A 23,854-nucleotide genomic window follows, 5' to 3' on the forward strand; every position below is an offset into this window, starting at 1 on the left:
AAAACACGATTAATTTTAGCGCAGATTTATAACAGTTACGTCTGGATCAGTATCAGCTTCGTAATCTACACCTTCAGTCTCGAATCCAAATAGCTGGAAGAATTCCTGTTTATAGCTATGCAGATCCGTTAGGTCGTAGATATTGTCTGAAGTAAGCTGGTCCCAGATTTCTATTACTTCTTGCTGGACTGCCGGAGACAATTCCCAATCATCTATACGGATACGCCCTTCTTCATCCACAGGAGTTCCTTTCGCTGCGTAGAGATGTTCAGCAAACAACCGATAGGTTTGCTCAATACAACCTTCATGAAGACCGTGCTCTTTCATGACTTTGTAAAGGGCGGAAATATAGAGGGGCACGACAGGAATCGCCGAGCTGGACTGTGTGACAAGACCTTTTGTGACCGCTACATAAGCTCTACCGTGAGTAACAGCTAACGCTTCGTTAAGTGTTCTTGCCGTAGCTTCGAGATGGTCTTTAGCAAGTCCAATCGTTCCCTGGCGATATACGGCTTGAGTAAGCTCTGATCCGATATACGAATAAGCAATAGTGGTTGCGTGATCAGCTAATACTCCGGCTTGCTGGAGTGCTTCTATCCATAACTGCCAATCATCACCGCCCATCACCCGTACGGTATCATGAACTTCCTTATCGGTCGCGGGTTCGATGGAGATTTGAGTGACTTCACCCGTATGAAAATTTACAGTTTTGTTGGTAAAGGTGTCGCCAATAGGTTTGAGAACAGAGTTATATACTTCACCTGTCTCCGGGTCTGTACGGCGCCCAGAAGCAACACTGTAGATGACCAAATCGACTTGTCCTAATTCGCTGCGAATCAGCTGAATCGTTCTTTCTTTGGTCTCTTTGGAGTAAGCATCTCCGGTAACGCTGTAGGATTGCAGGCCTGCAGACTCCGCAAGTTGTTCGAAGGCGGCGGAATTGTACCACCCAGCAGAGGCTGTACGGGCTCCATTGCTGCTGCTCGGCCGATATACGCCTACTGTGCTGGCTCCAGCCCCAAAGGCGGCTGTAACCCGTGAGGCGAGGCCGTAGCCTGTGGATGCGCCAATGACAAGCACCTTCCGGGGTCCTTTGATCGCGGGTTGTGCCTTAATATACTCAATTTGCCGCTTGACTTGACGAGCGCAGCCTTGCGGATGTGCGGTTGTACATATAAAGCCACGTGTTCTAGGTTTTATGATCATAATAATAGTTTCCTCTCTTTCATGAAAAGCAGCTAATGATACGTGTTATTTCTAATTTTAACAATTTTCATTCCAATGGAGAAGGATTGTTTATCTTTCTTGTATCAAATACAATGAATCCCGGGCTTTTATGAGGTTGGATTTTTACTTAACTCTGTATGGTGGTGAAGTCTTGGAAAGTCAGACTAAAACAAAATTGACGGTTGAGCAGCAGGACATCCTGGTGGGTGCTGCTTTTGGAAGCCATGTGAAAATCATTCAAAGTACGGAATTGACGGGAGGTTATTTCAACGCAGCTTATGACCTCCTATTGTCAGATGGCAGAGCTACGATCCTTAAAATATCGCCATCCGATGAGACAGACACGCTAAGTTACGAGCACGATATCATGGCTACAGAGGTTGCGGCAATGCAGCTAATGAAGTCTAAAGGAACGGTACCTGTGCCTGAGGTATACGCTTATGATAACAGCAGAAATTTAATATCGAGTGACTTTTTTTTCATGGAGAAAATAATCGGCCAGCCCTATAATGAAATTAAGGAAGAGCTTAGTCCGCAGCAAAGAAGTTGTATTGAGGAAGAATTAGGTCGTTATAGCCGGATTATCAATGAGATTCAAGGGGATCATTTCGGATTATTTAATGTATCCTCGAAGATAAAGGGGACTTCTTGGCGGGAAACCTTTCAAAATTTGATTGGCAACCTCCTTGATGATGCTCGGCGCTTAGAGGCAAAGATGCCCATTCCTTTAGAAAAGATTGAGGCGGAGATCAACAGCCGTATACATGTGATGGATGTGGTCACTGAGCCACGTTTAGTTCACTGGGATCTATGGGATGGGAATGTGTTTGTGCGAGAGGGAAGCATTGTTGCCTTAATCGATTGGGAACGGGCGTTATGGGGCGATCACCTTATGGAATATTATTTTCGCTATATTGAGGATTCTGAGCATTTCTGTAGAGGTTATGGGGACAGTTTTGATAGCCCTAATGAATGTGCACGCAAAAAGCTCTACGACTTATATATCGATTTAATTTATTTCATTGAGTGTTATTCGCGTAAATACGATAGCCAAGGCCATTTCCAGTGGGCACAGGATAATCTGCTGGAAGGTTGGGAACGTTTCATGGGTTAGGACATTTTCAGCAAGATTACAACATAAGAAGGTAAGGAGGCTGAGCAGGAGAAGGGAGAGGATTCTCATGTTTGAGTGGCTAAGTGTACATATTGATATCGTAAGTTTGCTGTGGCTGTTGCCGATCCTATTTATGTTTCATGATTTTGAAGAAATATTAACGATTGAAGCATGGGGGGCAAAGTATAGAACCAGGTTAGAGGACGCAATTCCTTCGTTTATGCGCAAGACGTATCATTCGATGTTACAAATGACTACACGTAATTTTGCAATGGACGTATTATTCGTGTATATTTTTATAGTGACGGTAACTTGTATTGCAGTATTCTTTTCTAATTACTTATTGTACTTGGCAGTGCTTGCGGTATTTTTCTTACATGTATTTACTCATCTAGGACAGACGATATATTTAAAGATATATACACCAGGGGTAGTTACAGCAGTACTAGTAGTTCTTCCCTATTCTCTTTATGCGTATTATCGACTATTGAATGACAACTTGGTATCCCTTGGAGATATCGGATGGTCTCTGCTGTTAGTTCTTTTGCTGCTTCCGCCAATATTGTGGTTGTTAGTGAAGAATAGAACTCGCATTAAACAGAACTAGTACATAAGGCTGCTGCTGGCCATATCTTTTTCAGAAAAATCTTGACTAGAACCCTTAGAACTAGATAAAATAATACTTATTGCTTACAACTTGGTGAGAATCATTATCATAATTGACGAGGAAATGAGAGGGTGACAAGATGGAGCGCCTTTTAGAGGTAAAAGATCTAGCGATATCATTCAAAACACACGGTGGAGAAGTACAAGCGATCCGTGGTGTTAGCTTCCATGTAGATAAAGGTGAAACTCTAGCGATAGTTGGGGAATCCGGTTCCGGTAAAAGTGTAACTTCACAAGCGGTAATGAAGCTAGTTCCAACGCCGCCAGGAGAATATAAACGTGGACAAATTTTATTTGATGGACAAGATTTGATCGGTAAGACTGAGAAGCAAATGCAGAAGATTCGTGGTAAAGAGATCGGTATGATTTTTCAGGATCCGATGACTTCCTTGAACCCGATGATGAAGGTCGGCAGACAAATTACTGAAGTACTGCACAAACATGAGAAAATCTCCAAAGAAGCTGCCAATAAACGTGGGGTTGAACTGCTTACGCTAGTAGGTATTCCTTCACCAGAGCGCCGCTTCAATCAATATCCGCATGAGTTCAGTGGCGGTATGCGTCAACGTGTCGTTATCGCAATGGCACTTGCAGCAAACCCTAAGCTTCTGATTGCGGATGAGCCAACTACAGCGCTCGACGTTACCATTCAGGCACAGATTCTTGACCTGATGAAGGAATTGCAGAAAAAGATTGATACGGCGATTATTTTTATCACCCATGATCTTGGTGTTGTAGCAAGAATGGCGGATCGTGTAGCGGTAATGTATGCCGGACAAATTGTTGAAATGGGAACTGCAGAAGAGATCTTCTACGATCCAAGACATCCTTACACTTGGGGATTGCTTGCATCCATGCCAAGTTTAGAGAGCAAAGGTTCTTTGCTTACCGCTATTCCTGGTACCCCTCCAGATTTGATCAAACCGCCTAAGGGTGATGCCTTCGCACTTCGCAGCACCTATGCTATGCAAATCGATATGGAGAAAGAGCCTCCAATGTATAAGGTTTCGGATACCCATATGGTGAAGTCTTGGTTAATGCATCCGATGGCACCTAAGGTGGAACCACCAACAGTCGTTAAGAATAGACAACGTATACTTAAGAACGCTTATCCAGAGCCAGTTTTAGTGCAAGAAGGCGCTAAGTAAGCAACTTGTTTTAACTAAATAATAAGAGGAAACGCTAGGCCATTTAGTTGGCTTAGCGTTTTTTTTTATTTTCTACAATGTTCAATATTATTTAAATAAATATGAATTAATACGAACTTAATTAAATAAAAGGGTTGACTATTTATCGTTTTCATCTCAAAATGAAAAGGCATACATAGGGGGTATAACGATGAAGAAGATAATTATTACTACTTTACTTAGCGTTTCATTATTAGCTGTAACCGCGTGCAACAACGACACGGATAATTCTGGCAACACAAACAGCGGACCTGAGCCTGTTCAGCCTGTCTTCAAGAATGTTTCTGTACATGATCCTTCCATTATTTTGGCTGATAATAAGTACTATGTGTTTGGCTCGCATTTGGCTTCTGCTAAATCCGACGACCTGATGTCCTGGACTCAATTGTCCTCTGGAGTTGTTGATGGAAACGTACTCATCCCGAATGTCAAAGAGGAATTAAAAGAGGCCTTAACCTGGGGAAAGACGGACACTTTATGGGCACCGGATGTCATTCAATTGGCGGATGGTAAATATTATATGTATTACAACGCGTGTAAAGGTGATTCCCCATTATCAGCACTTGGTATAGCCGTGTCAGACCATATTGAAGGACCTTATAAGAACAAAGGGATCTTCTTAAAGTCAGGTATGGTGGGTGTAGGCGATGACGGAGAAACTTATGATGCCGCACAAAAGCCGAATGTTGTAGATCCGGATGTGTTCTTTGATAAAGAAGGCAGATTGTGGATGGTGTATGGTTCTTATTCCGGTGGTATTTTTATTATGGAACTGGATACAAGCACAGGATTCCCACTGCCAGATCAAGGTTATGGCAAAAAGCTTCTAGGCGCAAATCATGCGCGGATAGAAGCTCCCTATATGCTGTACAGTCCTGAGACGGATTACTACTACCTGTTCCTATCCTACGGGGGGCTGGCTGCTGATGGCGGATATAACATCCGTGTAGCTCGCTCGAAGACACCTGATGGACCTTTTGAAGATTCTGAGGGCCAGGATATGATCGATTCACAGGGCACAGCTGGCGTATTGTTTGATGATCCTGCTTATGCTCCTTACGGAGTTAAACTCATGGGGAATTTCGAATTCCTGAATAATGACGATGAGCTCCCAGTAAGTGGGGAAGGATATGTATCACCAGGACATAACTCCGCATTTTACGATGAAGAGACTGGCAAGTATTATTTGATCTTCCATACACGGTTCCCGAATCGTGGTGAAAAGCATGAGGTTAGAGTACACCAGATGTTCATGAACGCTGATGGCTGGCCGGTGGTCGCACCACACCGTTATGGTGGCGAGACCATTGATAAATATACGAAAGAGCAAATCGCAGGCGAATACAAATATGTGAATCATAATAAAGAAATTACGGCAGATATCGTGCAATCGGAGCTAATTCAATTGACGAAGAGTGGTAAAATCAAAGGCGCAGTAAAGGGCAAGTGGAAGCTTATCGACGATCATACTGCAGAGTTAACGATAGGTGGTTCTACTTACAAGGGTGTGTTCCTGAAAGAGTGGAATGAAGCTACAGCCAGTAATGTTATGACGTTCACCGCGGTTTCTAATGAAGGGATCTCTATCTGGGGAAGTCAGGTATCACCTTCGGAATAAGATAGTTTAAAAGGATTAACAGCAGAAGGGGTTTCAACTAGTCATGTGTAATGGCTAAGTTGAAACCCTTTTATAATGTAGGATTAGTCTACGAACTTTCGGATCACAATAACAGCATTATGGCCGCCGAAGCCAAATGAATTGGAGATGCCTATTTCGAGATTAGCTTTTCGTGCATTGTTAGGTACGTAATCTAAATCACAGATGGAATCAGGCGTGCCCTGATTGATGGTAGGAGGAATGATCCCTTCTTGGATACTCTTAACTAAAGCGATGGCTTCTAAGCCGCCAGCGGCCCCTAAAGCATGTCCAGTCATGGACTTATTAGCGGTTACGGGGATGTGGTAGGCATGCTCGCCAAATAATTTTTTAATCGCTAGGGTTTCAGAATGGTCTCCTACTACTGTACTTGTCGCATGCGCACTGATTACATCTACGTTGTGGGGCTGGAGATTAGCTTCATTTAGCGCTAACTTCATAGCTTGATAGGCACCAATCCCCTCTGGATGAGTGGCAACCATATGATAAGCATCAGAGCTAGCACCATACCCGATCACTTCACCGTGAATCTTGGCGTTTCTACGCTGAGCATGGGAGAGTGACTCAAGAATGACTATGCCGCCACCTTCACCGATTACAAAGCCATCCCGTCCTCCATCGAAAGGGCGGCTCGCTTTAGTAGGCTCTTCATTTCGTGTAGATAAAGAGGTGGCATTCCCGAAGCTGGCCAACGAGATTTCAGTAATAGCAGCTTCAGAACCCCCGGCTATAACAATGTCCGCACCGCCATAACGAATTAAACGGAAGGCCTCACCAATCGCAGTATTTCCAATAGAACAAGCTGTTACTGGAGACATGGTCGGGCCGAGAGCTCCAAATTTAATGCTGATCATCGCCGCAGCCATATTGGAGATCATCATGGGAATTAAGGTAGGGCTGACTCGATCAGGTCCACGCTCTTTCAGGACCGTACCTTGATCCATCAAGGTCTGAATTCCTCCAACACCAGATCCTACATAAACGCCAAGTCTCTCCTTGTCAATCTTATCAAGCTGGAGGCCAGAATGTTTCCAAGCCTCTTCAGTAGCTGCGAGGGCAAACTGACTGAATCTGTCCATTCGCCGTGCCTCTTTACGCCCAAATCTGCCCTCTGCATCGAAATCACGTACTTCGCCGGCAATTCTCGTCTTAAAACCTGTTGTATCAAATGAAGTGATCGGGGATATACCCGATTCACCAGAAATTAGCCGATCCCAAAATTGTTCGATTGTATTTCCAAGTGGTGAGATTAAGCCCATGCCTGTAATCACTACGCGTTCCATAATGAACCTCCTCAGCTAGTGTATACTAGTATTTTTCCACTTTATTTATCCTATTACAAGTTATCGTTTATCCTAGTATAATTTGTACTATACTAAAGGAACAGAAATCCCAAAGTGGAGGTAGCTTATGGCTAATCAAACAAGATTACAAGCATTATCCGATTTTTTGAAAGCACGTCGTGCGGCAATTTCACCAAGCGCTGTAGGCTTGCCAGAAGGCACACGCAGAAGAACGCCAGGACTCCGCAGGGAAGAGGTTGCACAGCTTGCAGGGGTAAGCAGTACCTGGTATACGTGGCTTGAACAAGGCAGAGATATAAAAGTCTCGTCCTCTGTTTTGGACTGTATTGCCACTGCACTTAGGCTGACTAAAGATGAGCGGAAGTATCTTTTTGCACTGGCTTTAGAAACTGGAACCGGAACCACACCCTATCCGCAAGATGAATCTTCCGTAATTAGTCCTTCGCTGCAGAAAATTTTACAGGAACTTAAATATTGTCCTACGATTATTTCTGATAGACGTTGCGGAATCGTCGGTTGGAATGAAGCTGCCGCCCATGTTTTTCTTGATTTCTCAAAGCTGCCTATCGAAGAGCGGAATATGATCCGATTGTTATTTGTTCGTAAGGAGTTTAGGCGCTTAGCAGTGAATTGGGAACAATTCGTCAGCGGTTATCTTTCTATCTTCAGAGCGTATTACGGACAGTATGTAGAGGATCATTGGTATGATGAATTTATAGAGGAATTGAAAGAATTGCATCCGGCTTTTAATGAGATGTGGGAGCAAAGTCGGGTTAGTTCGGCCCCGGATGTGTTATTAGAATTCAGACATGCCAAGGCGGGAAAAATGTTATTTCATCTAACCTCTTTGCAGGTTCATGGCAGTGCAGATTTACGCTGCAGCATCTATACTCCTGCGGGAGATTCGAATACTGAAACCAAGCTGAAGCAGCTTATGGAGCAGCATACAATAGAAGGATTAAGCTAGATTCACATAGAGAAGCATCCCTAGCTGAACTTCCAGCTAGAGATGCCTAATGCTACACTATTAGAAATCTGATGTTGAAATTTCAATAGTTCCGAATGTGGTGCCAGCAGGAGTGCTTAAGAGTGCAGCTACCAAAAGGGCATGAACTGCGAGCGTAAGGCTATTGAATGCTGGAATCGTGTATGTGATAACTGGAGCATTCACACGAGTGATTACTAAATCTACTGGGAAGTTGGAGTTGTTGTTCACAGTAACAGCAGCGTTAATTCCACCTGCAAGGTTTTCATAATAAGATTTACCAATGACAGGGGCTAAATTGAAATATTGAAGCGGTAATACGATGGCCATAGTAACGACCTCCTTTTCGTTTGATAGGATATTCTATGTTGAAAATCTATTAATGCTAGAGCGAATGCCATGGTGAATTAGCACTTTTTAATAGAAAAAACCGGGGATGTCCAATAGCCACTTAGAAAGCGGCTGGGACATCCCCGGTTTATTTTCGTACGCTTATTCCGTTTTTTTTACGATAAATCAGATACAGTATCAATCCGAATAGCATGCCGACAAACGACATTGCGGAGATCGTTAAGTAAAGAGCTTTACCCCCAAAGGCATCATATAATGCTCCACCAGCATAAGAAGCCAGGATACCTGATACACCGAAGAACAATAGTGCAAGGACGGTTTGCCCTGTAGCACGCCATTCCTCGGGTACAATGCTGTACAGGTATTGAATAGCAGCCGAGTAGAACACAGGGAAGGTAAGAATTTGCAGAATCTGCAAATACGCTAACAAGTGTGGATCAATGATCCAAGCTGAAATAAAGAAACGAAGGAAATAGAAGGCTCCGGAAATCGATATGATAATCAGTTCTTTTCCTTTTCGCAACCACCAGAAGCTTAATGCAAAGACAATGATTTCACTTATTGCCGCGAGGAAAAATGATTGGCCTACCAGTTGAGGACTGCCACCAAGCTCACGAATATAAACTCCAATAAATGTATCGTTCATTCGTGCGGGTACAGAGCTAATAAATATGAGCACCAGAAACATCAATGTCTTTTTGTTGCCAAAAAAGTGCTTGAGGCTATCCAGCGTGACCGGCTTACCTGTGACGGGGGCATCTGGCATGTTCCAGCTTACTATAAAGCTTATAAGGCAAATGGCAACAAACAGAAGAGCTATTCCATGAGAGCCGAAAAAACCAAGCACATAGCCAGTAATCAGAGCCATTACACCATAACCTAGCGCACCATATGTACGGATAGAACCATAGCTAATTCCAGCCGCCTCAGAGACTCGGAAATTCAAGCTTTCTGTCAGCGGATCAATGGGCATCAAGAAGAAATACAGCAGCATAGCAAAAAGAATGAGAACAACGTAACTGCTGGAATCGAACAAAAAGTATCCGGTTACCGCTGAGCATAACAGCAGAGCTAACAGCACTTTGCGGATGGTTTTTGTTTTATCACTGATCATCCCCCATAAAGGCTGGGCAACGATGGTAACAAAACCACCAGTTCCAATAATGAAGCCGATTTGCGATGGGCTTAGACCTTGTTCACTTAGATAGACTGGCAGAAAGGGAATAAACATGGCTAGCAGAGCAAAATACAAAAAGTTAAACCCTCGTAAAAGATTTGGTGCATTCATAAGTTTTTTTACCTCACGTGTTAGAAAATTTGTATAGAGTCAATTTTGCTATTGTATCATGGATAATAAATGATTAGGATATAAATCTATTCGCGGAACTGCTTAAGATGACCCTAACCCTCTATAAATTTCTGGTCGTAATATGATAAACTGGTTACTATTAAAGCAAAATGCAAGGAGAAACGTTAATGATAAAGTTGGTATCATGGAATGTGAATGGTCTTCGGGCCTGTGTGAAAAAAGGGTTTGATGATTATTTTAAGGAAGTAGAAGCAGATATTTTCTGTGTACAGGAGACGAAGCTGCAAGAAGGGCAGATTGTTCTGGAACAGGGTGAAGAATACTATCAATATTGGAATTATGCAGTGAAAAAAGGGTATTCAGGCACAGCTATATTCACCAAAATCAAGCCGATCTCTGTGAGATACGGAATGGAAGAGGATGAGGAAGCGGAAGGCCGGATTATTACGCTGGAGTTCGAACATTTTTATCTAGTGAATGTGTATACACCAAATGCCAAACGAGATCTGGCTAGATTGGATTACAGAATGGAATGGGAGGACCGCTTCCGCAATTACCTTTTGGAACTGGACAAGCTAAAACCAGTCGTTGTATGCGGCGATATGAACGTAGCCCATCAGGATATTGATATCAAAAATGCTAAAGCTAACCGCGGAAACTCTGGCTTTACCGATGAAGAAAGAGGAAAAATGAGTACGCTGCTGGAGTCCGGCTTCATAGATACCTTTAGATATTTTCATCCAGAGCTTGAAGGCGTTTATTCATGGTGGTCTTATATGCCGAAGGTGAGAGAACGGAATGTAGGCTGGCGGATTGATTATTTCCTAGCTTCTTCTAGACTTGCACCTAATCTGCTGGATGCCCAAATCGATTGCCACATTATGGGGAGCGATCATTGTCCGGTCATCCTCAAGCTTGCTGATTTCACAGATTAGAATCGAATATTTAAAAGGCCGCTAAGTCTCTTTAAAGGACGAAGCGGTCTTTTGTATTCATTATAGTCTGCCAATGATCTCAGGGAATTCAGTCGGTCCCATATTCACATTAAACTTTTGTTTAAGAATTAGCTGATTCTCTAGTAAGATTATTTCAAGAGTTATGCAGAAAGGCATTTCAATAAACAATAAAGTAAGCTGTAGCTGATCATCAGCAACCCAAGTAAAGCTGGACATGATTCGGTTCAAGGAAGCATCAATGACCTGTGCGAAGCTTTCGAGCCATTCCCCTCGACCAAGACAGATCACAGAATCCTCTCCAGTCTTAAATTGTAAAGTAACTGCAGCTTCGTTGTTATTGAAAGAGATAGAGAAGGTGTCCAAGGCAAATTGGTTGTCATCGAGCTTATAGGTTAAGCCGTTTATTCGTTCTTCTTGTGATGAAGAGGGCTGCAGTTGTGGCGGATGGATAGATAAATTCTTTAATTGTTCAACCAAGTGGGCAGAAGCAGCCGGCTCTAATGGCAAGGGAGCTGGCTTCATCGCGGGAAGCAGATGTTCCCACACAGCATTCAACATTCCTTGTATACTGTCTGATGCAGCAGTAGTAATAATTACGGCATCTTGCTCCGGAAGCACAACACAGAGTTGACCGAAGGCGCCATCTGCCCGGTAGCCACCGTGCTGGCATTGCCAGAACTGATACCCATATCCCATTGCCCAGTCATGATCACCTTCGCCATTGGAAATATGTTTGGAAGTAGCCTCATTAATCCACTTTTCAGGCAGAACCCGTTGATTATTCCAGATTCCTTTTTGTAAGTATAGCTGGCCGAATTTAGCGATATCCTCGGTTGTAATGTTTAAGCCAAATCCCCCTGTGTTAATTCCACGTGGACAAGACTCCCACGTTGCACCGTGAATGCCCAGAGGAACGAAGAGGCGCGGTTCTAAATATTCTAGCAGTGTTTGGCCAGTAACCCGTTGAAGGATCGCGGCCAGCATGTAAGTAGCACCGGTATTATATAGGAAATGTGTACCCGGTTGTTTCTCGACGGGGACGGAGAAGAAAGCTTTCACCCAATTCCCGTCGGTACTTTTGCGAAGGGTGTCCATAGTATCCACGACATGCCCGGTACCCATCATCAATAGATGTCTGATTGTCATATTGGATAGATTCTCCGTGATAGTCGAAGGAGCCTCTTCAGGGAAAAAGGAGAGGACAGAATCATCGAGGGTGACAAGTTTCTCAGTAACAGCAAACCCGATTGCGGTTGAGGTGAAGCTTTTGCTAAGGGAAAATAACATATGCGGAAGAACGGACCTGTAAGGAGCCCACCAGCCTTCAGAGACCACATAACCATGTCGTAGTAGCATAATGCTGTGAAGGCCTAAATTTTGTTCCTCTACTGCACTAATAAAGCTGGATATTGCGGTTGATGAAATCCCCTGTTCTTCTGGAAGACTTCTAGATAACTGCAAGCTGCTTGTAGTTTCCATACGCTCATCTCCTAAATTTTGAGAATGCTCACCTCCTAATTCTATAATAATTTCCAATGTAAAAATACCATTTAAAAAATAACTAGTTTAGCTTTCTACAGGGCTGTTGCTGGATACATCAGATTGGAGCCGTTTCTCTGGCCAAGAAATAACATGAGAAGTTCGACTTAGTTTCTCATATATTAGCTGAGTTTCTTTTTTGAATATACTAATGACTAAATGAATAAAGAAAGCCAAGTCTATCAATAGAACAAACAGATGAATAAGCATATTCCATACGGAGGAAAGATTCCCTAGAAGGGCGGAATCAAGCAAAAGAGCGTGAATCCCAAGCAGCACCCAATATAGCAGGCCATATCTGATCATCAGAGCCCAGAAAAAAGCATGATTCCCGCTGCTCTTCACCCGAATCCGCACCATCCATTTCCCTAAGGTCCGTCCGCCCGTGAGAGCCGGAACAAGCATGAAGTAAATACCAGTTACAATCCAGAAGGCAGCTTTTATATCGAATCCGAAGAGTACCCCAAACCCGATGCTCCACACCATACTATCGATTAGAAAAGCTATTCCTCTGCGGGTATAGGAGACTCTTTTGGCAGAGCGGTCAATGTTTGTATCCAGTTGTTCTATACGTGGCAATAGCCCGGAGATCCAAATGGAAATTCGAAATCCAAAAATCCCTCCGATTGTGTTGGTAATGAGATCATCGACATCAAAAAGACGGTAAGGATGATCGAAGAAACCATAAATTCCTGTAATCTGCGTGATCTCAAAGGACAAGGAAAAGGCAAAGGATAGTAGAATGCACACGACCCAGCGTGTACGAAAATAATAGCCCAAAAACATTCCAAACGGTACAGTCAATGCAACGTTAAAAATGACCTGTAAAAATGCAGGCTCACGCAGTAATGACCAGTAGGTCGAGATTTGTTCAGGGATGATTGACGATCCATCCACAATATCCTGAATAAACTGAAGGGGAATGAATTGGACGACACTCCCAGAAGGTGCAGCATTGTGCCGGGAGGATGGAAAAGGAAGCAAGACAAGAAAATAAGCGTTCATCAGATAGAGCAGCAGCAGATATAGGATTAAAGCTCTAAGCTTATGTATATAGCCATGTCTGCGGTATTGTACGATAAGAAAAGGTAGTGTGAAGACCAGCGCTGCTATTGGAAACATCATGAACGCATACGAAATTGGAAAAAAGTACGAATGAAACATAAGTCACCTGCCGTGGAATTGTTTTTATAAGAAATTTGACTCTACTTGGAAATTAGCTATCCCCGGCTCATTATAAGTTTTTATGATAGGGAACTCAACTAATTTATCCAACGTTTCCGGCATACATATGTCTATGAAGGAGCGTGAAGTGGATGGAGAAAAAGGTTCAGCAGTATTATCGGCTCAAGCAAAAGCAAAAGGATATTGAAAAAGAATTGGCCGAGCTTCGTCAGGATATTTTAAATTATTGTAGTGAGCAGGAAACTAACGAGACTGAAATTGGCCGCTATAAAGTGAAGCTGGTCGTGCAAAACCGCAAAGAATATGATGATGCAAAGTTATATGAGACCTTATCAGACCCCGAAGTGTGGCGTTTGCTCTCCAAATCAGATCCGGCAAAGGTGGCAAGCTTGACCAAGTTGAATGTAATTTCAGAGGATAAAATCATGCATACTTATGCTTTGAAGACAGTGACACTGTTACAGGTGGATAAAAAATAGGGATTGAAGTGAGCGGTTCCTCGCGGGAGCCGCTTAATTTGGCTCATAACTGTCCAAATTAAGGAAATATGTTACAGTATTAGGGTGGAAGGGAGGTTGAATAGTGAAAAAAATAATCATCGGAGGCGTCATGGGCTTAACGATTTTACTTTTTTTCTTCTTTATTTTGCGGCATAATAATCAATCACTTGAGTTAAAACCGGATGTTATGTTCCCAACAGCGGAATACAGGGTGACTGATAGTAGTGCTCCAGGATTACCTATGCTTATAACTGCTGAAGGGGCGGATGTTATTAAGATACAGGCTACATCCGGCAATTTATTGTTATGGACTCCCCCTGACTACAAGGTGCATAACAAAGGTCTTGAGCTGAAAATCAAATCTGGAGATCAAATTTATTGGAGTCCAATGGATGGGGGGAATAAGCAAATAGATGAACCTCAGGATACCAAGATCACAGTGATTGCTTACCATAATGATAAGCAGATCGGAACGTCCAATGTAGAGATTCATAAGAATGATCTAGGTGTCTATACAGGTGAAATACCTGAAGTGAAGTAGCTGAGAATCTAAATCGAATCGCAACTATCCTCGTTTTGCGTTAAAATAAGAAGTGAAGCTGACCGAGTGCTTATAGCAACCCTAGAGATGGAGGAAGAGAATTCATGAAAGATTTTGAAGTAATGCTGGAGAAATATGCGAACCTAGTTGTAAAAGTAGGAGTAAATGTACAGCCTGGACAAGTCCTTATGGTACATGCACCGATAGAAACCGCAGAACTTACTCGCTTGATTGTAGCGAAAGCCTATGAAGCGGGAGCTAAATATGTAGTTGTTGACTGGGACGATGAAGCAACTACACGGATCCGTTATGAAAAAGCCCCAGAGGATTCTTTCGATTACTATCCACAGTGGCAGGCTGAGATGATGGAGAAATTCGCGGAAGAGAATGGTGCCATCTTACATATTAAAGTACCTGATCCTGAACTGTTTAATGGCATTGATTCTTCTAAGGTATCTAGAGCAGTCAAAGCAGCGGCTGTTGCTCGCAAGAACTACTCCAAATATACTCGGAACAGCAAAATCAGCTGGTCTCTGGTCAAAGCGCCAACACGTGCTTGGGCGAACAAGGTTTTTGCCGATCTTCCTGAAGAAGAGCGGGTAGAGGCGATGTGGGAAGCTGTATTCCAGATGAATCGTGTGGGCAGCAATGATCCGGTAGCTGCTTGGAGAGAGCATATTGGTCAGTTGAAAGAAAGTCAGGACAGAATGAACGCTAAACGTTATAAAAGCTTGCATTACCGTGCTCCGGGAACGGATCTGCATGTAGAGCTTCCGGAAGGCCATTTATGGCGCGGGGGTGGCGGTGAGAATGATAAAGGCGTTTATTTTGTAGCTAATATGCCAACGGAAGAGATTTATTCCATGCCCCATCGTACTGGCGTTAATGGCACAGTTAGAAGCACGCTCCCTCTTAATTTGAATGGACGGTTAGTTGAAGGACTTTCATTCACTTTTGAAAAAGGGAAAGTCGTAGCTTATGAAGCTGAATCCGGACGCGAACATTTAACCTCACTGCTGGCAACGGATGAAGGTGCATCTTATCTAGGAGAAGTAGCCTTAGTGCAGCATGATTCTCCAATCTCTCGCTTGAACCGCATTTTTTACAATACAGGGATTGATGAGAATGCCTCCTGCCATTTCGCGTTAGGAAGTGCTTATCCTGTAAATATTGAAGGCGGCACAAAGCTTACGAACGAAGAGCTTATGGCTAGAGGAGCTAATGTCAGCTTAACTCATGTCGATTTTATGATCGGTTCAGCAGAGCTGGATATTGACGGAGAGCTGGCGGACGGCACGATTGAACCCGTATTCCGTAAGGGAAATTGGGTGTTGTAAGGAGAAGAAAAAAGCCGGATCTCTTCCAATGAGATTCCGGCTTTTTTTGAGTGCCTATACTGGTCATTTTTAGATTGAAAAATAGTTAAGACTCATAGCCTCACGTACTTCGGCCATTGTTTCTTGAGCAATGCTGCGGGCATGCTGTGTTCCAGAGATTAAGATTTCCTGCACAAGCTTGGGCTTAGTAGCATAATAGGAACGACGCTCTCGCATCGGTTCTATAAGCTGATCTAGAGCTGTCGAAATCAACTGTTTGCAAGCAGAACAACCCATGGTACCCCGCTCACAGCCTTCACGAATTTCGGTTACCCCCGCTGAGCGAAAAGCACCATGATAAGCAAAAATAGGACAGATATCTGGATGTCCAGGATCATTTTTATGCACACGCGCTGGATCGGTTGTGGCTTTTCGTATCTTAAAGATAATCTCTTCCTTAGTGGAGTCCAGCTCGATGGCATTGCCAAGGCTTTTACTCATTTTAGCGTTGCCATCCGTACCCACAAGCCTCGGCGTCTCACTGATCAGCGCTTTGGGTTCCACCAGTATCGGGCTGTACAGCTCGTTGAATCTGCGGACGATTTTACGGGTTAATTCCAGATGAGGGAGTTGGTCTTCCCCTACAGGAATTATCGTTGCTTTACAAAATGTTATGTCAGCAGTCTGACTAACTGGATAACCAAGAAAACCGTAATACAATTCATCTAAGCTCGAATTTTTCGATTCGGCTTTAATCGTGGGATTATGCCGTAAAGAATTCACAGTAACAAACATAGAGAACAAGAGGGTCAGCTCTGCGATTTCAGGGATCATCGATTGAATAAATATAGTTGTTTTCTCCGGATTTATACCCGCAGATAAATAGTCCAGTGTGATCTCATGCAGATGTTGACCCAGCAGCTGTGGACGATCAAAATGGGTCGTTAGGGCTTGAATATCCGCTAAAAACACAAAAGTTTCATATTGCTCCTGAAGGGCTACCCGGGTCTGCAAGCTGCCGGCGTAATGGCCAAGGTGAAGCTTTCCCGTCACTCGATCTCCAGTTAAGACACGTTCGTTCATCATATAAATTCCTCCTGTTATTTAGCACTTGGTTACACTCGAGTCGCCACCACCAGCCATCATCCATGGCCATCACCTCCTTTAAATGACAAAAAAACCTCATCCAATAAGGACGAAGTTGTCGTGGTACCACCTTAAATGATCGTGTCACCTTACGATTCTTGGCTTTCGATCTTCTCTTACCTGTACGGAGAGGTTGAATTTATTCTCGATACAGGTCCCTTGATAACGGCGCGAACCCCGGTTTTCCCTACTGCATCCATTAAGATAGTTCGGAAAAACAACTATAAAGGCCATTCGAGCATACGCTGGTCACCGGTTCGCACCTACCACCGGCTCTCTGAAGACCATGTTCGTCTGTCTACTTACCCTTTGTCATCGTTGTTCATGATATGTGAATTATTGTAATTCTGAACAGGGGTGTTGTCAATGAGTGGAAATCGTATGGTGATTGACGAGGTATCTAGGTTTATATGATCTAGCAAAGTATACCTTAAATGTATATAATCATCAGGAATTAAGTCCAATCTATCATTGTGGATTCACAATATACTACTCTATAACCTTGAAATGGAGTGATGATAAATGGCGACAATAATAAGTTATGGGTCACAGGCAAAAATCCCGTTAGATCCGTTTACTACTGCTATAACGGTTGCAGGGATTCCTGGAGCTGGAGCGGGTTTAGCTACAGCGCAAGTAAATATTAGTCCGGCTAATCCGGCATCTTTCTCCAGTAGAGTCGAGTTAAATGGAAGTTTTAGTCTTACTGCACTTGCTAATAGCCAATTTCTTGTTATCATCCGACGAGCTGGAGTCGATATTTATAGATCCTTTTATCGTTTCACTACAATTACTGATATTCAATTAAGTGCTCAGTGGGTCGATGGTGCTTATATTGGAGTCCACAACTATGAATTGGTAATTCAGAATGATAGCAACTTGCCTATCAATCTATTTGGACCCATATCATTCACAGCAACTGCTATAGGAGGAGAAGGCGTAATTTAAGTTATGTTCCTGTGCGCCATTCAAGGGACGGGTGAATCAAAGCTTTGGACAGTTGAATCGATCTGATTCAGCTGTCCTTTTTTCGTGGGTGTATAATTGAAGTCCAACTCTCGCAGCATAAATCTCCAACCATTACCTTGATATAGCGGTTTATTTATTTAAGATGTTATCCTCTAAAACAGCGTATTTATCACCGTATTGCTTAATGATATGTTGTTCTCCCCAATTACATAATGCAGTCAAAATATCGCTTAAACTATCCCCATATTCACTAAGCTCGTATTCTACTTTTGGTGGAACCTGATTATAAACAATTCGGTTGATGATTCCATCTGCCTCAAGCTCGCGTAGCTGCTGGGTTAACATTTTTTGAGTAATGCCGGGCATCAACTGTTTTAACTCGGAGGTGCGTTTTTTGCCATGAGTTAAATGACATAGAATTACGCATTTCCATTTCCCTCCGATGACCTCTAGGGTGGCTTCAACAGAAATATTGTATTTTTTCTTGACAGTTGTTGTAGATGTTGTTGTCATGATAACCTCCAAGGTATGGGTACTTTTTAGCACCTATGGCACTTTTGAGTGCGTACTATTGATTATGTCCAATTTAACCTATCATAACATTTTTCATTCAATTTTTATAGAATGCTATAATTTAGAGAGCTTTGAGCAAAAAAAGAAAAACGAAATTAAAACCGTTTCTATACCTCCCCCGTCTTAATCTATGAAAGGTTGAAGAGAGGAGGCTAAGGAGAGACATGACGATGACTAATGCAGAAATGAAAAAAGTAACGATTCTTGATACTCGGAGCGAGACGGATTTTTACGATTCGATATTGGTACATAGAGAACAATTGTACAGTATTGCTTATAGTTACTTGCGGAACCGAAACGATGCGCTGGAAGCGATGCAGGAAATGACTTGCCGGGCTTGGATTAAAAGAAAAACTTTAAAGGACCCCAAAGCATTCAAATCATGGATTATTAGAATTCTAATTTATGTCTGTATAGATGAACAAAGACGAAGAAAACGTTCCATGCCGCTGGTAGATGAAAGAATAGGAGAACAGGTCACACACATTGGCCATCATCGGATGGAAATGCTGTGGGCACTCGAGCAGGTTAAGCCCAAGTATCGCCATGTGCTGCTGCTAAAATACTACAACGATATGACCTTGACTGAGATCGCTAACATTATGAATAAACCCGAGGGGACGGTTAAGACTTGGCAGCATAAGGGGCTGAAGCAGTTGCGAACCATCATAAAGAATCGGGGTGAATGGAACAATGAGTAGTCAAGAGGAGCTTGCCATGTTAAGCGATGCCGGACGTATCCCACAAGAACAAAAAATAGAGAATGCAGCCGCTCAGATCTATGCGATCCAAGCAGGTTTGGAATTAGGCAAGAAACGTGGCAGAAGGTTAATATTCACAAAAAGCGCGATGTCTGTGCTGGCGGCTGCAGTGATGATAGCGGGCTTGCTGTTCTTCAATCCAACCCAGCTGTTGCCACAGCAAGGGACTTCGAGTGTTGACACGTTCGATTGGGGCGTATTGGAGCCTTTTAAAACATTGGCTGCAGCTGATATTGATGCTCTTACACTAGAGTCTGCAATCCGGAATGATTATGTACAAATCGTTAATAAGAGTGCTGAATCAAATGGATATAAAATTACGCTAAATGCTGTGCTTGCTGATGAAAATAAAATCATGCTGCTGTATACAGGGACAACAAGTGATGGTCAGGAAGTGTACAGTGTAAATAGTGTGAAGCTGATAGAAGCTGAAACTGGACGAGATGTAATGGAGGAGAATGGGAATAGAGGCGGAATGGGAGCACACGCAGAGGGAACCATATATACTTGGCTCGGCAAAACTGTATTTTCACTGGACCGAAATAGACCAAGGCCAACAGACGTAGTGGCGGATTTTCAGATTGCCTCTGTAGACCCGGGAATGTTAAGTAAACCGAAAACAGGAACGGTTTTATCCGACATGCGGTATTCTGATCGTTTAAAAGTGAACTTCTCTATTGATCCTAAGTTTTGGGAGCTGAAGACGGAGACATTAGTTGTAGACCACCCCTTCAAAATTGACGGACAGGAAGTAAAACTAGCCGAAGTCGAGCTTTCTCCGTTAAGCATAGCGCTCAAATTTACGATAAATGAGGAATTGAAAACGGATTGGATCGTCCGAAATGAACTGTTTCAAAAGCTCCCCTATGAATTAACAGCGCAGGTTGGGAAGCACGACATTAAAATTAATCCGAATTCTGGTAGTGGATCTGATGATGGATTTATAAGTTACTTCAGCAGTAATGTGTTGGATCACCCGAAGTCACTGCGACTGAAACTTAATGCGGGGGCAGATCGAGAGAAAGAAGAGTATATTGATATTCTGAAAAAATGAGCGGTAAGCGATATTAGTGAATATGCGTTGGGAGTTGTAATATAGAAAAAGGCCGCAGGTTGCGGCCTTTTTGTTATTGTTGGGACATTATACTAACTTTGCGAGTTACCTTTTAACACCAAACACGCCACTTGTTAAATGAGAACAAACTCCTGATGCTCCTATCGGGATTGTATGTGCATAATGCTCCTCATGTTCCTCACGCTTCTCACGTTTCACAGGCTTCTCACGTTCCTCATGTTCCTCACGCGCGTAACACTCCTAACGGACTGTATTGCAGCTATTTTAGCTTTTTTGAGCATTTTGCTGAGTTTTCGGACTGCATAGCTCTTATTGGTCTAAATCCACACCAAAATTGAGCATATTGGGTTGAATAGCTGCATCTGAGTCCGATAGCACTGCGAAATGCCCGGATTCTTCGAAATAAGGGCTCCTGAGTCCGAACCATCTGACCTCGTAAATACTGCACTGTAAACTAAAATCGTCGTCTGAGCGTCTTAGCTATTTCGGCGGTACAAAAGTGGCGTTAGTGTGGCATTAGTGCGGTACAAATGAGTTGCTAATGTGGCAACTAAGTTAATAACGCTCCTCAGGTTTCTCATGCTCCTCATGTTCCTCACGCTCTTAGCACTCCTAACGGACTGTATTGCAGCTATTTTGGCTTTTTGGACCATTTTGCTTAGTTTTCGGACTGTATAGCTCTTATTGGTCTAAATCCACACCCAAAATGAGCATATTGGGATGAATAGCTGCATCTGAGTCCGATAGCACTGCGAAATGCCCGGATTCTTCGAAATATGGGCTGCTGAGTCCGAACCATCTGGCCTCGTAAATACTGCACTGTAAACTAAAATCGTCGTCTGACCTCGTAAATACTGCACTGTAAACTAAAATCGTCGTCTGACCTCGTAAATATTACACTCTAAACTGTAAAATCACTGTCTGAGCGTCTGAGCAATTTCGGCGGTACAAAAGTGGTGCTAATGTGGTGCTAATGTGGTGCTAATGTGGTGCTAATGTGGCGTTAATATGGCGGTAGTAGCACTAATATGGCGTTAGTAGCACTAATATGTCGCTAATTTGTTGCAAAGGTGGCGCTAGTGTGACAACTAAGTTAGTAACTTTTCTCGTTGTAGTAATGGGATATGTGTTCAGTAATTAGTTAGTCGAGTTAGTTGCTGTAATTTGTTTTCAACCATTCCTCGTTTGACCAGGACAATTTGCCTGCCCCTGAGCCGTCAACAGCGGTAAGTCTGGATTTTAGACTAGCTGGGTCATCTGAAGTGTAGCTGTAAGGTAGTGTTGTGAATCCGTTCCATGCAAATGCTTTAACGGCAGCGGGTGCAGGGGAGAGAGGGCTGTTCTTTGCTGTACTGTCTCCTCTGAATGTTGCTCCATCTAGTGAATAGATCGTATCTAAAGCTGCGATTGCACCTGTATATTTGCTATTATTTGCATCCGCTTGATTGTTGCGAAGAGGATACACTACATCAATGATTACAGAACTTTCAAGTAATACAGCTCCTCCTTCTGTCGAGATGGCTCCGTTACTTGTAACCCCGAAATGATACCCCTTGCTTGAGATCGCTTTTTCCATAGCGGAGGTTAGACGTTTTTTAGCCAATCTGGTATCTTCGTTGTCCATTACAATGTTATAGGCATGCGCATTACCACTACGAAGGCGGGGCATGCGGTCTTGTATATCTTTATAGTAGTTGTGATGGAGCGTCACAGAAAGAAGCGCATTATCAGCTGCAAACTCTGTTGCGCCTATTAAGTGGCCCTTTTTTTGACTAGCGGCAATCGCAATGATGTCGTCTTTACTTAGGCCAACTGAGCTGCTTCTTAAATAAGCGTACATGGGATAGGCAGCCTTGTTGGCTTCCATAGCATTAATTTGCTGAGTAACCCAGCTGTTTGCGTTTCTATCATCCCCTAAGAAGGATGACCATGAAATGGTGACGCCGTTGCTGCCTTTTTTAACATCAACAACTCCGTCATAAGATTTATTGAAAGTGCAGTGGTCGATCCATACGTTGTTGCTGTTCTCAATGGTGATGTAGTCCCAGTCGTTTTTATCGTAATTCCCTTTGGTTGCTTCATCCCATTCCCACAGCTCATCAAATTCAAGGTTGCGGATGATGACGTTAGAGCTTCTTTTAAAGGTAAAAGCGGCATGTTTAATGGTTGCACCCTTAGCAGAGAAAATGGTCAAACCGTCGAAGTTGTCTATAGACACTTTGCTGACACCAGTCTCTATTAATACGGGATGTGTTAAAGCATTGTTATGAGCGCTAAATGGGGAGATCTTTGCTGCATCAGAAATTTCATTCCATCCCAGATCCAAGTCGTTCATAATTTCAATAACCTTTATTTTGGATCCTTTTCTCAGTGCAGTGGCAAGATCTTCTGCGGTATATACCTTTTTATAGAGTGGACTGGTTTTTTGGATATTTCCACCACCTGTAGTTCCTGTGGCAAACCCAGCCAAATCATATTCACTAACCTGAACCGGTGTAGGCGTTGGTGTAACAGTCGGAGTCGGCATAGCAGTTGGTGTTGGTGAAGCAGTCGGTATCGGCGTAGCAGTTGGTGTTGGTGAAGCAGTCGGTATCGGCGTAGCAGTTGGTGTTGGTGAAACAGTCGGTATCGGCGTAGCAGTAGGTGTCGGTGAAGCAGCAGGTGTTGGTGAAGCAGTCGGTATCGGTGTAACAGTCGGAGTCGGCGTAGCAGTAGGTGTTGGTGTAACAGTCGGAGTCGGTGAAGCAGTCGGAGTCGGCGTAGCAGTAGGTGTTGGTGTCGGTGTAGTGCCAATGGTGTCAGAAACGGTCACGTTGTCGAACATCGTAATAGTTTTAAAGGTAACGAGCCCTGCTGCACCTTTTTTTAATTTGGAATCGGAAGCTGAGAGCTCCAGCGTATCATTTACATACATGTTGATGGTATTTCCGCTCATTTCGAGTTTTACATTATACCAAACTCCTGTTTGCAGAGCGTAAGGTTTGCTGGACAAAGTTGTAGTAGATCCAGAAACTTTCTTTCTGATTTCCAGCATGCCATCATTATTATTATACAAAGAAGCTGCATAAAAATTATTTCCATCTATGTATCTGCCCGCAACATAAGTTCTGTTTGAGCCATTAAAATCAACAACTTTTACATCCGCTTCCACAGTGTAATCGCTCCAGGCTGGATCACCTGCAGAAGTACGTCCTTCTTTTGTGGCAGACTGGTAATATACGCTGTTGCCTTCGTCCTCAACAATAGTCCAATTCCCACTAGTGGATGTCCATAGATTATCGCCCTCTTCAAAGCGGTCTTGGAAGAAGGTAGAAGCACTTGCCGGATACACAATAAAAAGAGAAAAGAGCAGGGTAATGCACATAATAACACTCGCATTTTTCTTGAATGATTTTAGCAAACTCATTGTAATCCTCCTTATGTATTTATAAATTTATATTAATATAAATACATATATCGGAAATAAATATAAGTAATAATATGATTATAAAGT

Annotated in this window: 21 protein-coding genes and 1 other annotated feature; of the genes, 12 read left to right on the forward strand and 9 right to left on the reverse strand. The window is 43.0% G+C overall.

Annotated features, from left to right (window positions below; genetic code table 11):
• Positions 1 to 15: 15 nt before the first annotated feature.
• Positions 16 to 1,206, reverse strand: coding sequence for an enoyl-ACP reductase FabV (gene fabV / locus MHH89_RS04095; protein ID WP_312147881.1), 1,191 nt, complete (start codon positions 1,204 to 1,206; stop codon positions 16 to 18).
• 172 nt (positions 1,207 to 1,378) lie between these two features.
• Here fabV and MHH89_RS04100 point away from each other — a divergent pair, with 172 nt between their 5' ends.
• From MHH89_RS04100 to MHH89_RS04115, 4 genes are all read left to right on the forward strand, one after another.
• Positions 1,379 to 2,341: a phosphotransferase family protein gene (locus MHH89_RS04100; protein WP_076190157.1), complete on the forward strand. Its 963-nt coding sequence runs from the start codon at positions 1,379 to 1,381 to the stop codon at positions 2,339 to 2,341.
• 67 nt (positions 2,342 to 2,408) lie between these two features.
• Entirely contained in the window at positions 2,409 to 2,948 is a 540-nt protein-coding gene (locus tag MHH89_RS04105) for an HXXEE domain-containing protein (RefSeq protein WP_076125975.1), read from the forward strand.
• Positions 2,949 to 3,087: 139 nt separating this feature from the next.
• Positions 3,088 to 4,155 carry an ABC transporter ATP-binding protein gene (locus MHH89_RS04110; protein WP_076135552.1) on the forward strand — a complete coding sequence of 356 codons (1,068 nt, stop codon included), beginning with the start codon at positions 3,088 to 3,090 and terminating at the stop codon, positions 4,153 to 4,155.
• Between the two features lie 184 nt (positions 4,156 to 4,339).
• A complete protein-coding gene (locus MHH89_RS04115; protein ID WP_445739139.1) occupies positions 4,340 to 5,812 on the forward strand; it encodes a family 43 glycosylhydrolase in 1,473 nt (490 codons plus the stop codon).
• A gap of 83 nt (positions 5,813 to 5,895) precedes the next feature.
• On the opposite strand, the gene fabF is transcribed toward MHH89_RS04115, so the two are convergent.
• On the reverse strand, positions 5,896 to 7,134 hold the full coding sequence (fabF, locus tag MHH89_RS04120; protein ID WP_339190721.1) for a beta-ketoacyl-ACP synthase II: 1,239 nt from the start codon (positions 7,132 to 7,134) through the stop codon (positions 5,896 to 5,898).
• A 127-nt stretch (positions 7,135 to 7,261) separates the two neighbouring features.
• On the opposite strand from fabF, the gene MHH89_RS04125 reads away from it, so the two are divergent.
• Complete coding sequence (locus MHH89_RS04125) at positions 7,262 to 8,122, forward strand: helix-turn-helix transcriptional regulator (protein ID WP_076280796.1); 861 nt, start codon at positions 7,262 to 7,264, stop codon at positions 8,120 to 8,122.
• A 60-nt stretch (positions 8,123 to 8,182) separates the two neighbouring features.
• Here MHH89_RS04125 and MHH89_RS04130 read toward each other — a convergent pair whose 3' ends face one another.
• Both MHH89_RS04130 and MHH89_RS04135 read right to left on the reverse strand, forming a co-directional pair.
• The gene (locus MHH89_RS04130) at positions 8,183 to 8,470 is read right to left on the reverse strand and encodes a hypothetical protein (RefSeq protein WP_076125983.1); all 288 of its coding nucleotides are present in this window, start codon (positions 8,468 to 8,470) and stop codon (positions 8,183 to 8,185) included.
• A gap of 148 nt (positions 8,471 to 8,618) precedes the next feature.
• A complete protein-coding gene (locus MHH89_RS04135) occupies positions 8,619 to 9,779 on the reverse strand; it encodes an MFS transporter (protein ID WP_341086396.1) in 1,161 nt (386 codons plus the stop codon).
• A 191-nt stretch (positions 9,780 to 9,970) separates the two neighbouring features.
• On the opposite strand from MHH89_RS04135, the gene MHH89_RS04140 reads away from it, so the two are divergent.
• The gene (locus tag MHH89_RS04140; RefSeq protein ID WP_076279814.1) at positions 9,971 to 10,735 is read left to right on the forward strand and encodes an exodeoxyribonuclease III; all 765 of its coding nucleotides are present in this window, start codon (positions 9,971 to 9,973) and stop codon (positions 10,733 to 10,735) included.
• Positions 10,736 to 10,795: 60 nt separating this feature from the next.
• Here the strand turns inward: MHH89_RS04140 and MHH89_RS04145 are convergent, their stop codons facing one another.
• Together MHH89_RS04145 and MHH89_RS04150 are read right to left on the reverse strand one after the other, a co-directional pair.
• Positions 10,796 to 12,235: a serine hydrolase domain-containing protein gene (locus tag MHH89_RS04145; protein WP_076310415.1), complete on the reverse strand. Its 1,440-nt coding sequence runs from the start codon at positions 12,233 to 12,235 to the stop codon at positions 10,796 to 10,798.
• An 87-nt stretch (positions 12,236 to 12,322) separates the two neighbouring features.
• The gene (locus MHH89_RS04150; RefSeq protein WP_076279803.1) at positions 12,323 to 13,459 is read right to left on the reverse strand and encodes a VanZ family protein; all 1,137 of its coding nucleotides are present in this window, start codon (positions 13,457 to 13,459) and stop codon (positions 12,323 to 12,325) included.
• A 152-nt stretch (positions 13,460 to 13,611) separates the two neighbouring features.
• On the opposite strand from MHH89_RS04150, the gene MHH89_RS04155 reads away from it, so the two are divergent.
• The 3 genes from MHH89_RS04155 to MHH89_RS04165 all read left to right on the forward strand — a co-directional run bounded on the left by MHH89_RS04155 (position 13,612) and on the right by MHH89_RS04165 (position 15,858).
• Positions 13,612 to 13,959, forward strand: a complete 348-nt coding sequence (locus tag MHH89_RS04155; RefSeq protein WP_076219158.1) for a hypothetical protein — start codon at positions 13,612 to 13,614, stop codon at positions 13,957 to 13,959.
• A 103-nt stretch (positions 13,960 to 14,062) separates the two neighbouring features.
• Positions 14,063 to 14,521 carry a hypothetical protein gene (locus MHH89_RS04160; protein ID WP_341086398.1) on the forward strand — a complete coding sequence of 153 codons (459 nt, stop codon included), beginning with the start codon at positions 14,063 to 14,065 and terminating at the stop codon, positions 14,519 to 14,521.
• 104 nt (positions 14,522 to 14,625) lie between these two features.
• Entirely contained in the window at positions 14,626 to 15,858 is a 1,233-nt protein-coding gene (locus tag MHH89_RS04165) for an aminopeptidase (RefSeq protein ID WP_341086400.1), read from the forward strand.
• 69 nt (positions 15,859 to 15,927) lie between these two features.
• Here MHH89_RS04165 and trpS read toward each other — a convergent pair whose 3' ends face one another.
• Positions 15,928 to 16,923: a tryptophan--tRNA ligase gene (gene trpS, locus MHH89_RS04170; protein ID WP_076279806.1), complete on the reverse strand. Its 996-nt coding sequence runs from the start codon at positions 16,921 to 16,923 to the stop codon at positions 15,928 to 15,930.
• A gap of 102 nt (positions 16,924 to 17,025) precedes the next feature.
• Positions 17,026 to 17,308, reverse strand: a binding site (T-box leader).
• A 197-nt stretch (positions 17,309 to 17,505) separates the two neighbouring features.
• Between trpS and MHH89_RS04175 the strand changes: the two genes are divergently transcribed.
• Complete coding sequence (locus MHH89_RS04175; protein ID WP_036686349.1) at positions 17,506 to 17,931, forward strand: hypothetical protein; 426 nt, start codon at positions 17,506 to 17,508, stop codon at positions 17,929 to 17,931.
• A gap of 150 nt (positions 17,932 to 18,081) precedes the next feature.
• On the opposite strand, the gene MHH89_RS04180 is transcribed toward MHH89_RS04175, so the two are convergent.
• Positions 18,082 to 18,465 (reverse strand): winged helix-turn-helix transcriptional regulator, encoded by a 384-nt coding sequence (locus tag MHH89_RS04180; RefSeq protein WP_076125996.1) that lies wholly within the window; start codon positions 18,463 to 18,465, stop codon positions 18,082 to 18,084.
• Between the two features lie 230 nt (positions 18,466 to 18,695).
• On the opposite strand from MHH89_RS04180, the gene MHH89_RS04185 reads away from it, so the two are divergent.
• Together MHH89_RS04185 and MHH89_RS04190 are read left to right on the forward strand one after the other, a co-directional pair.
• The gene (locus MHH89_RS04185) at positions 18,696 to 19,226 is read left to right on the forward strand and encodes a sigma-70 family RNA polymerase sigma factor (protein WP_249267714.1); all 531 of its coding nucleotides are present in this window, start codon (positions 18,696 to 18,698) and stop codon (positions 19,224 to 19,226) included.
• Positions 19,219 to 20,340 (forward strand): DUF4179 domain-containing protein, encoded by a 1,122-nt coding sequence (locus tag MHH89_RS04190; protein WP_341086403.1) that lies wholly within the window; start codon positions 19,219 to 19,221, stop codon positions 20,338 to 20,340. Before MHH89_RS04185 ends, MHH89_RS04190 begins: the two co-directional genes overlap by 8 nt.
• A gap of 1,171 nt (positions 20,341 to 21,511) precedes the next feature.
• Here the strand turns inward: MHH89_RS04190 and MHH89_RS04195 are convergent.
• On the reverse strand, positions 21,512 to 23,767 hold the full coding sequence (locus MHH89_RS04195) for a pectate lyase family protein (RefSeq protein WP_341086405.1): 2,256 nt from the start codon (positions 23,765 to 23,767) through the stop codon (positions 21,512 to 21,514).
• Positions 23,768 to 23,854 lie beyond the last annotated feature (87 nt).

This window comes from Paenibacillus sp. FSL H7-0323, assembly GCF_038002725.1.
GTDB classification, from domain to species: Bacteria; Bacillota; Bacilli; order Paenibacillales; family Paenibacillaceae; genus Paenibacillus_AQ; species Paenibacillus_AQ odorifer.